At 63.2% G+C, this 9,080-nt stretch carries 10 protein-coding genes; 9 read left to right on the top strand and 1 reads right to left on the bottom strand.

What is annotated here, in order from left to right:
* Positions 1–254 precede the first annotated feature (254 nt).
* The 4 genes from ACYVDE_RS08830 (at position 255) to ACYVDE_RS08815 (ending at position 2,416) form a co-directional block, all read left to right on the top strand.
* Positions 255–656, top strand: coding sequence for a hypothetical protein (locus ACYVDE_RS08830; RefSeq protein ID WP_460501125.1), 402 nt, complete (start codon positions 255–257; stop codon positions 654–656).
* 139 nt (positions 657–795) lie between these two features.
* On the top strand, positions 796–1,242 hold the full coding sequence (locus ACYVDE_RS08825) for a DUF6526 family protein (protein ID WP_460501124.1): 447 nt from the start codon (positions 796–798) through the stop codon (positions 1,240–1,242).
* 124 nt (positions 1,243–1,366) lie between these two features.
* Positions 1,367–1,669 (top strand): DUF4286 family protein, encoded by a 303-nt coding sequence (locus ACYVDE_RS08820; protein ID WP_460501123.1) that lies wholly within the window; start codon positions 1,367–1,369, stop codon positions 1,667–1,669.
* 174 nt (positions 1,670–1,843) lie between these two features.
* The gene (locus ACYVDE_RS08815) at positions 1,844–2,416 is read left to right on the top strand and encodes an arylesterase (RefSeq protein ID WP_460501122.1); all 573 of its coding nucleotides are present in this window, start codon (positions 1,844–1,846) and stop codon (positions 2,414–2,416) included.
* A 65-nt stretch (positions 2,417–2,481) separates the two neighbouring features.
* Here the strand turns inward: ACYVDE_RS08815 and ACYVDE_RS08810 are convergent, their stop codons facing one another.
* Positions 2,482–3,405 (bottom strand): DUF72 domain-containing protein, encoded by a 924-nt coding sequence (locus tag ACYVDE_RS08810; protein WP_460501121.1) that lies wholly within the window; start codon positions 3,403–3,405, stop codon positions 2,482–2,484.
* A gap of 512 nt (positions 3,406–3,917) precedes the next feature.
* Here ACYVDE_RS08810 and ACYVDE_RS08805 point away from each other — a divergent pair.
* From ACYVDE_RS08805 to ACYVDE_RS08785, 5 genes are all read left to right on the top strand, one after another.
* Complete coding sequence (locus ACYVDE_RS08805; RefSeq protein WP_460501120.1) at positions 3,918–4,724, top strand: septal ring lytic transglycosylase RlpA family protein; 807 nt, start codon at positions 3,918–3,920, stop codon at positions 4,722–4,724.
* A gap of 166 nt (positions 4,725–4,890) precedes the next feature.
* A complete protein-coding gene (locus ACYVDE_RS08800; protein ID WP_460501119.1) occupies positions 4,891–7,347 on the top strand; it encodes a penicillin acylase family protein in 2,457 nt (818 codons plus the stop codon).
* A gap of 159 nt (positions 7,348–7,506) precedes the next feature.
* A complete protein-coding gene (locus ACYVDE_RS08795) occupies positions 7,507–8,241 on the top strand; it encodes an energy transducer TonB (RefSeq protein WP_460501118.1) in 735 nt (244 codons plus the stop codon).
* A 256-nt stretch (positions 8,242–8,497) separates the two neighbouring features.
* Entirely contained in the window at positions 8,498–8,689 is a 192-nt protein-coding gene (locus tag ACYVDE_RS08790; RefSeq protein ID WP_460501117.1) for a hypothetical protein, read from the top strand.
* Positions 8,690–8,736: 47 nt separating this feature from the next.
* A partial coding sequence (locus ACYVDE_RS08785; protein WP_460501116.1) for a hypothetical protein occupies positions 8,737–9,080 on the top strand: 344 nt, incomplete at its 3' end.

Below are 9,080 nucleotides of genomic sequence, written 5' to 3'. Positions count from 1 at the left end.
CGAGGCGCATTTGGGCGGCCGCCTGCCGGGGGCGGCGGCGCTGGGCGGCCTCACGCTGCTGGTAGCCTTCTGGGCCGTGAGCACCCTGCCCGAGAGCTTCCACAAAGACCTCGACTACGTGGAGGAATAAGCCCCCTGCTGCCGGCATTGGCCGATTGGGCTTGCCTCAACCATCGTTGGGCAAAACTGCTGAAAACCTTCGCTGAAGCCCGGCGTAAGAAGGCGAAACCAATAGGCGGCTTCGCCTCCTTCTCATGAAAAAAATAATTGGCCTGCTGGCCATTCTCGCCGTTTCGACCTACACTGCGCAGGCTCAAACGACACCCCCGCCCGCGCCCGACCCCATGGCGGCCCCAGTGCTCACGCCCGAGCAGCAGGCCCAGCGCGCTGCCGATGCGAAAGCCACTTATGATGCGCAGAAACAGCAAACCGCTGCCAGCGACCAAGCTGTGCGCGATAGCCGCAACCAGCTGAAAGAAAACGCCAGCGCGCAAAGCGACCTGAAGCGCCAGCTCAAAGAGCAGCGCGCCCAGGAAAAGGCCCAGAAAGCCCAGCTGAAAGAGCAGCGCAACGCTGCCAAAGCCGCTAAGAAACAGGAGCGCGAAGCGCGCGCCGCCGCCCGCGCCGAGAAAAAGCGCGCCAAGGAAATGAAATAATCCCCCGGGCGCGGCAGCTTTGAAACAACTGCCCGCCCAATGCGTCTGGTAAAAAACTCCGGCCCAGCGCCGGAGTTTTTTTATGGCCCGGCTTCCCGCCCGGCCGCCTACTTTCGTTCCACCAACCCCCCTGCCCCGTATGGCTACGCCTACTAAAAACACCGCCATGTATTATCCGTGGCACCATTTCGTGCTGCTGCCGTTGTCCTTCCTCATGGCCGGCTACGCCATCACGCGCTACACCAAAGTGGCTGGCGATGACGACCAAACGGCCCGGCTCTGGTTCACGGTAGCGGCGCTGGCCGTCATCGGCCTCGGCGTGCTCGTGATGCTGCGCCAGCACTACGCCCTGCAGCTGCAAGACCGCATTTGCCGGCTCGAAGTACGCCAGCGCTATTTTGAGGTGAGCGGCCGGCGCTTCGCCGAGCTCGAAAAGCAGCTCAGCCTGGCCCAGATTCTGAGCCTGCGCTTAGCTGGCGATGCCGAGCTGCCCACCCTGGCCCAGGCCGCCGCCGCCGAAAAGCTTTCGCCAAAAGACATTCAGGCCCGTATCACCGATTTTCAGTTCGACACCATGCGCGTCTGAAAGCAGTAAGATGGTGAGGTGGTGAAATCGTGAGTTTGTCGTGCTGACTGCGCAGTTTACGTGGGCACGCATTACTTGCCTTTCGCGAACTCACCATTTCACTACCTCACCATCTCAGTAAAATATGATTCTCTACAACGTCACCAGCAGCCTCGACCCCGCCATTGCCGACGAATGGCTGGATTACATGCGTTCCACCCACATGCCCGAGGTAATGGCAACCGGCTTTTTTCTCAAAAGCCAGCTCCTGCGCATGCTCAACGAAGAAGACAATGGCGTGACCTACGCGACGCAGTACTACTGCATTAGCCTCGAGCAGCTCGAAGCCTACCAGACCATGTGCGCCCCCGCCCTGCGCGCCGACATGGACAAGCACTTCGCCGGCCGCTACCACTCCTTCCGCACTATGCTGGAAGTGGTGGAGTAAAGCGGCAATCGTTTTGTCATCCTGAGCGCCGCGAAAGACCTTATCACGTTTGGAGCACTTAATCCTAGCGGGATAAGGTCCTTCGCGGCGCTCAGGATGACAGGCTCGGAGCCTGCTGCCCCCCCCCAGCCATCCGGCACGAAAACGGCCCCCGTGCTGTTAAAACAGCACTCCATGAAAAACATCATCTTCTTCGGCGACAGCCTGACGGCCGGCCACGGCCTGCCCGCCGCCCATAGCTTCCCCAGCTTCCTGCAGCAGCGCCTCGATGCGCAGCGGCTTCCTTATAAAGCCTACAACTACGGCGTGAGCGGCGAAACCAGCGCCGGCGGCCGCCAACGCTTGGCCGCCGTGCTGGCCCGCCACCCCGTCGATGTATTCGTGCTGGCCCTCGGGGCCAACGACGGCATTCGCGGTATTCCGGTGCGCGAAACCACCCAGAACCTGCAGTTCATCATCGACGCCGTGCGGCGGCAGTACCCGCAGGCGCAAATCGTGCTGGCCGGCCTCGAATTTCCCTTCGACCTGGGCCCGCTCGGCGGCCACCGTCTGGCGCACTACGCCACCGAGTTCAAAGCCCTGTTCCGCACCTTGGCCGATAAAAACTCGCTGCCATTCATTCCCTTCCTGCTGCAAGGCGTGCTCGGCCGCCGCGAATTGAATTTGCCCGATGGCGTGCACCCCAACGCCGAGGGCCAGAAAATCCTGGCCGGGAACGTGTGGCAGGTGCTGGAGCCGCTGCTGTAGCGCGGATTTTTAGTCCGCGAGTATTGTAGCACGTCCGACTCGCGGACTAAAAGTCCGCGCTACATCTACCCAAACAAACTCCCCTGCACCGCCTGCGGAATGATGCGCGGCGGCGGCACGGCAATGCCTGTGAGCGCCTGCAGCTTCTCCAATAAGTATTGCGTGAGGATGGGCGCGTGGCGCACGTCTTTCTGGTGAATGAAGAAGTAGACTTCGTGCACGCCCTGCGCCACCCAGGCGGCAATGCGCTCGGCCCAGGCATCGGCGCGCTGGTAATCGGTGCTGTGCAGGCCGTGGCCGTTGAAGCGGATGAAGGCCGTGGGCGTGGTCAGGCGCATGGGCAGCACGTCGCGCCGGCCGGCCACATCGGTTATCACCAGCGTTTTGTTCAGGGCTTCGAGGGTGGCGAACACGGCATCGGCCAAGCCGTGGTCGGCAAACCAGCGCGGGTGGCGCAGCTCCACGGCCAGCGGTACGGTTTCGGGGAAGTCGAGCAGGAAGCGTTCGAGGCGCGGCAGGTGCTCGGGGCCGAAGTGCGGCGGCAACTGCAAAAAGGCCCAGCCCAGGTTGTCGCCCAGCCCCTCGAAGGCCCGTGCCGTGGTCACCACCAAGTCATCAGCCTGAAACAACTCCCGCTCGTGGCTGATGCTGCGCGGCAGCTTGGGGCAGAACTTAAAGCCCGAATCGGGCTCCACGGCCTCGCGCCAGCGCCGCACCGTGGCGGCGTCCGGAATGCGGTAGTGCGTGGTGTTGAGCTCGATGCTGTTGAACTGCCGCGCGTAGTAGCGCAGGTAGTCGGGCTCCTTAATGCCGGCCGGGAAGTAGCTGCCCAGCCATTCCTTGTTCGTCCAGATGGGGCAGCCTACGTAGATGCGCGCCGGCGCGGGCTGCGTGGGCCGCGCACGGGCCAGCACGCGGGCCGTTTCGGGATGGTCGAGCGGCAGGCCGAAATCAACGTAGCGCAGGTCGGGCAGGCGGCCAAAATCCATGGCACAAAGGTAGATGGGCAGGGGGTGTTCCGTGCCTTATTCTTAGAAAAGACGACGTGCTGTCGGCGCGGCAGCAAGCGGCAAATATGGCGCCCGGCAGCAGCCCGATACGCGGGGTATTTGGCAGGCCCGAAATAAACCCCGTGCCAACCAACCCCTTACGAACAAATCCGGACTTGTGCAACCGGGCTTCGAAGGTAGTCGGCCCACTGATGCCGAAATTTTGCACCCGTCGCATAATCTAATTTTGGTGTTGGCGCAAGCATTGGAGGCCTCTAACGCAAAATATAGTTTGGGCCGCCTCACGGCCGGTTTTGAGGCTTCATCTTAGATTAATTAAATACAAGTTTTATTAAAAAAGGACAATTTTTAATCTAAATGGCTTAGTAGCGCGCGGCTAATTTTTAGCATTGCTTGGAGGGTAGGCCTATGTTTGTCCTGCTCACCATCTGCAAAAACGCATGATTTTAGTTCGACGCTCTGTAATAACCGCCCTCGCCAGCTGCCTTCTATTGCTGCTGGCTTTTGTGGGCACGCCGGCCTTGGCCCGCGCGCCCCGCACCACCGAACCCACCGCCGCCAACACCACCACGGTGCTGCGCGGCCGGGCCTCCTGGTACGGCAGTTATTTTCAGGGCAAGCGCACGAGCAGCGGCGAGCGGTACAACCGCCGCGGCTACACCTGCGCCCACAAAACGCTGCCCTTCGGCACCCGCCTGCGCGTTACGAACGTGAAGAACGGCAAATCTGTCGTTGTGCGCGTGTCCGACCGCGGCCCGTTCCGCCACCAGCGCATTCTCGATTTGTCGGAAGCTGCCGCCCGCCCGCTCGGCGTGGTCGACTGCGGCGCCGCCACCGTAATTGCCGAAGTAGTGGCCGACGAAACGCCCCTCGGCCCGGCCACCTCGCCCGCCAACCTGGCCGCCCTCTACGACGCTGACCCCAACCCCGACGCCGCCTACACTACTTATAAGGTAACGACCACGCCCGCCACCGGCACCGAAGCCGCCCTGCTGGCCGCCGCCCCCGCCACCCGGGCCGAGGTAATCGACGTAGCCGAATCAGTAGATTGCCCCGCCGGCTTCCTCATTCAGGCTGGCTCGTTTGTCGAAGCGGCCAATGCCGAGGCCGTGCAGGCCCGCATCAAGGCCCACCTGCCCGAGATTACCGTCGCCATTGCCCAGGAAATGGTAGATGGCCGCCAGCGCAGCCGCGTGCTCGTGGGCAACTTCGGCGAGCGCCCCGAGGCCGAAGCCGTGCGCCAGCAGCTGCTCTTATGGGGCATCGGCGGGCTGGTGCGCGAAGTGGCGCTGCGCTGAGTTTGTAGTTGCTCGTTGCTGGTTGTCGGTTGTTAGGGCAGCTGTAAAAAGCAGTGCGAGGCTCCTGAACACGTTGTTTTGAAGGCCAATTGGCGACATTGTCGTTAATTGGCCTTTCCTTTTCTCCGTATTCCGGTCACCCGACGACGACCAACCAACAACCCGAATGATAAAAGCCCTGCTGGCCCTGGCCGCGAGTATCACGCTCGTGTGGATGCTCAACACCAAGCACGGCGACCTGCCGCCGTTTGGCAAGCTCTTAAGCCCGTACCGCGGCTTCTGGCAGAACGGCGAGCGGCCCGGCGACTTCCCCGACCGCCAAACCTTGGCCCTGCCCGGCCTGCGCCAGCCCGTAACGGTGCGCTACGACGACCACCGCGTGCCCCACGTGTTCGCCCAGAACGACGCCGACCTGTACTTCGCCCAGGGCTACCTCACGGCCCGCGACCGCCTCTGGCAGATGGAGTTTCAGACCCACGTGGCCGCCGGCCGGCTGAGCGAGATTGTGGGCCCTGCCCGGCTCGAAACCGACCGGTTTTTCCGGCGCATGGGCCTGCCCTTCGGCGCGGCCAACTCATTGAAAAGCATGATGGCCGACCCCGGCACCCGTACCGTGCTCGAGTCGTACTCGGCCGGCGTGAATGCCTACATCGGCCAGCTCACGCCCGCCACGCTGCCCTTCGAGTACAAGCTGCTCGACTACCGCCCCGAGCCCTGGCAGCCGCTGAAATGCGCGTTGCTGCTCAAGTTCATGGCCTGGGATTTGAGCGGGCGCACCGACGACCTGCGCATGAGCAACATTCTGCGTCAGTACGGCCCGGCCGTGGTGAAAGACCTGTTCCCGGACTACCCGCAGCGCGAAGACCCCATTGTGCCCGTGGGTACGCCGCTCGATTTCAAGCCGCTGGCCGCGCCGCCCGTGCCGAAGTCGTTTGAGGCTGCCTATGCCATGCAGCAGCTGCGCACCGAGCCCGATGCCGAACTGGGCTCCAACAACTTTGCCGTGAGCGGCCTGAAATCGGCCTCGGGCTACCCGCTGCTGGCCAACGACCCGCACCTGCAGCTCAACCTGCCCAGCATCTGGTACCAGATTCAGCTGAACGCGCCGGGGCTGAACGTGTACGGCGTAACGATTCCGGGCGCGCCGGCCGTCATCATCGGCTTTAATGAGAACGTGGCCTGGGGCGTGACCAACGTGGCGGCCGACGTGCTCGACTTCTACCAGCTGAAATTCAAGGATGCCAGTAAGCGCGAGTACTGGCACGACGGCCGCTGGAAACCCGTGCGCCGCGTGGTAGAGCACATCAAAGTGCGCGGGCAGCCCGACCGGCTCGATACCGTGCTCTACACCCACCACGGCCCGGTGGTGTACGACAAGAACGAAAAGCCCTTCCTCAACCAGACTCCCATCGGCCACGCCATGCGCTGGACGGCCCACGACGGGGCCAACGAGGTGGGCACGTTCGTGCGCCTGAACCACGCCCGTACCTACGCCGACTACACCGCCGCGCTGGCTACCTACGGCTCGCCGGCCCAGAACTTCATTTTTGCCGACAATGAAAAGGACATTGCCATCTGGCCCAACGGCCGCTTCCCGCTGAAGTGGCGCGACCAGGGCAAGTTCATCCTCGACGGCACCGACCCGGCCTACGACTGGCAGGGCTGGATTCCGGCCGCCCAGAACCCGCACGTGAAGAACCCGGCCCGCGGCTTCGTGAGCTCGGCCAACCAGTTCTCAGCCGGCCCCGACTACCCGTATTACCTGCACTGGACCTACGGCGACTCCTACGCCCGCGCTCACCGCATCAACGAGCGCCTGGCCGCTATGACGCAGGTAACGCCCGACAGCCTGCGCCAGCTCCAGAACGACGTGCTCGACCTGAACGCCCAGCTGATGCTGCCCCGTATGCTGGCCCTCGTGAGCGACCCAGCCCTTGGGGCTACGCCGCCCGCCGCCAGCTCGGCCGAGGGCAACGTGCTGGCCGAGCTGCGCCGCTGGCCCTACCAGTATACCGCCAGCGCCGTGGGGCCCACCATTTTCAATCTGTGGTACAACACCTTGGTAAAACAGCTGTGGCAGGACGACTTTCCAATAGCCACCACTGGCCCGGCCCTGCGCTACCCCGGCCGCGACCGCACCAACACGCTGCTGCTGAGTGAGCCCAACTCGCCCTGGGTGGATGACCGCCGAACGCCCACCCGCGAAACCCTGCCGCAGCTGGCCCTGCAAAGCCTGCGCTTCACCACCGACTCGCTCACCCGCAAGTTCGGGCCGCTCTCGCCCAAGTGGCACTGGGCGGCCCAGAAAAGCACCGACGTGCTGCACCTGCTCCAGCTGCCCGGCTTTGGCGAGATGGACTTGGATTGCGGCGGCGGCGCGGGCATCGTGAACGCTACTTCGGAGCGCAACGGTCCCAGCTGGCGCATGGTGGTGGCCCTGGGCCCGCAGGTAAAGGCCTACGGCGTGTACCCCGGCGGCCAGAGCGGCAACCCCGGCTCGCCGTTCTACAACAACCTGCTCGAAACCTGGCGCGTGGGCAAGCTGGATGAGCTGGTATTTCTGCGCTCGGCCACGGAGGCTAACCCGCGGGTGGCCACGGCCTGGACGCTGCAAGGGCAATAATACTCGCCCTCTTTCCTATTTTAACGGCGTTACTTTCACTGCCTGATGCTTTCTACCACGAATAACTTTCCGGCCCGGCTACTTAGCGTTGTCGCGCTTTTGGCGTTGAGCTGCATTACGGGCCACGTATTTGCCCAAAGCTTACCGACTCCGCTTCCGGTGGGCAGCCAGGTGCCCACCAAGGATGCTTCCGGGCAGCCCATTAAAAAGGTGTATACCTACGTTGAGCAGATGCCGCAGCTTCCGGGTGGCGGCGGTAGCATGGCCATTGTCAGCGCCATTCAAAGCCGGGTGCGGTACCCCGTAGAGGCCCTAAAGCAGCACATCACCGGACGGGTTTTTGTGAGTTTTACGGTGGCTGAGGATGGTCAGGTGCGCGATGCCCGGGTAGTGAAAGGCATTGGCGGGGGCTGCGACGAAGCGGTATTGACTGCGGTGCAGCAACTGCCGCAATTCATTCCGGGCCGCCAGGCCGGGCGGCCGGTGCCGGTTCTCTTCACCGTACCGGTCACCTTCCAAATCGCCGAGCCCGCTACCGCCGCTGCCAACGACACCATTGAGCGGATTTACACGCTGGTGCAGCAAATGCCCGAGCTCCCGGGTGGCGGCGGTTCGGCGGCCATTATCAAGGCCGTGCAACGGGCATTGGTGCAGCCCGCGACTGCGCTGGCCAGCCGGCAGGTCGAAAAGGTGTTTGTCTCGTTTGTGGTGGGCCCAAGCGGCGTGGTGCGCGACAGCAAAATAGTAAAGGGTGTGAATGCCGAGTACGATGCCGCGGCGCTGGCCGCCGTGCAGCACCTGCCCCGTTTCGTCGGCGGCAAAATGCTGGGGCGGCCGGTGTCGGTCAGCTTTACGGTGCCGGTCGAGTTTGGCCGGTCGGTGCGGGCTCGGTAACAAATAAAATTATTTAATAATATTTTTATATATTAACAGCATCAAGTAGCCCCCTCTGCCCGACGGCTTCTCGTGGAAAGTTGTTCATTCTTGTTCCGCTAAGATGAAACCGTTCTCCGCTTCGCAGGTAGCTGCTCGTGCAGGTTCGATTGGCCCGGCTTTGGCCCCTTGGCTATCTGGCCCCTATTCATTGCCAGACGGCGCATTCCCGGTCGTCGTTGCTCCGCCAAACCAAACGGCTACCGCAACTACCCGATTGCGCCTCCTTGTCCACCTCATCGGCCCCGGCGAGCAAACGGAAAACCAGGAACAGGACGAGGAAGACCTGGAGCTGGAAAGCGACGAAGACCACACCAAGCTGCGCCCGGGCCGCACGCGCCCCGGCACCGAAGACGGCAGCCCCGCCGCCCGGGGTGGCGACGGCACCATTAACCCGCCGTTTCCGTAGCCGCCCCGCCCCTGGCCACAGATTGAGCCCGGCCGTACATTCGCGGCATGGACACTCGCTTTCTTTCGCTCCGGCTCTCCCAGCTGCGACTGCGGCTGCTGTTCGTAGGAACGTTGCTGCTCGCCGCCACTCGCCCCGCCCACGCCCAGCGCTACGGCCAGTATGCCACCGATACCAGCCAGGTTTTCAGCTACGTCGACCAGCTTCCCACCTTGCCCGAGGGTGGCGGCAACGTGGCCCTGGTAAAAGCCATTCAGAAGCAGCTGCAGCTGCCCGCCGAGGTGCGCGAAGGCCGCACCGAAGGCCGCGTGTTTGTGCGCGTGGTGGTGGGCGTGAGTGGTGTGAGCCGCAAGGCCACGGTGGTGCAGTCGCTCAGCCCCGCCTGCGATGC

The sequence above is a fragment of the Hymenobacter agri genome (assembly GCF_054778495.1).
Note: the sequence above shows the minus strand (reverse complement) of the source record. Positions and strands in the feature narration are given on the sequence as shown.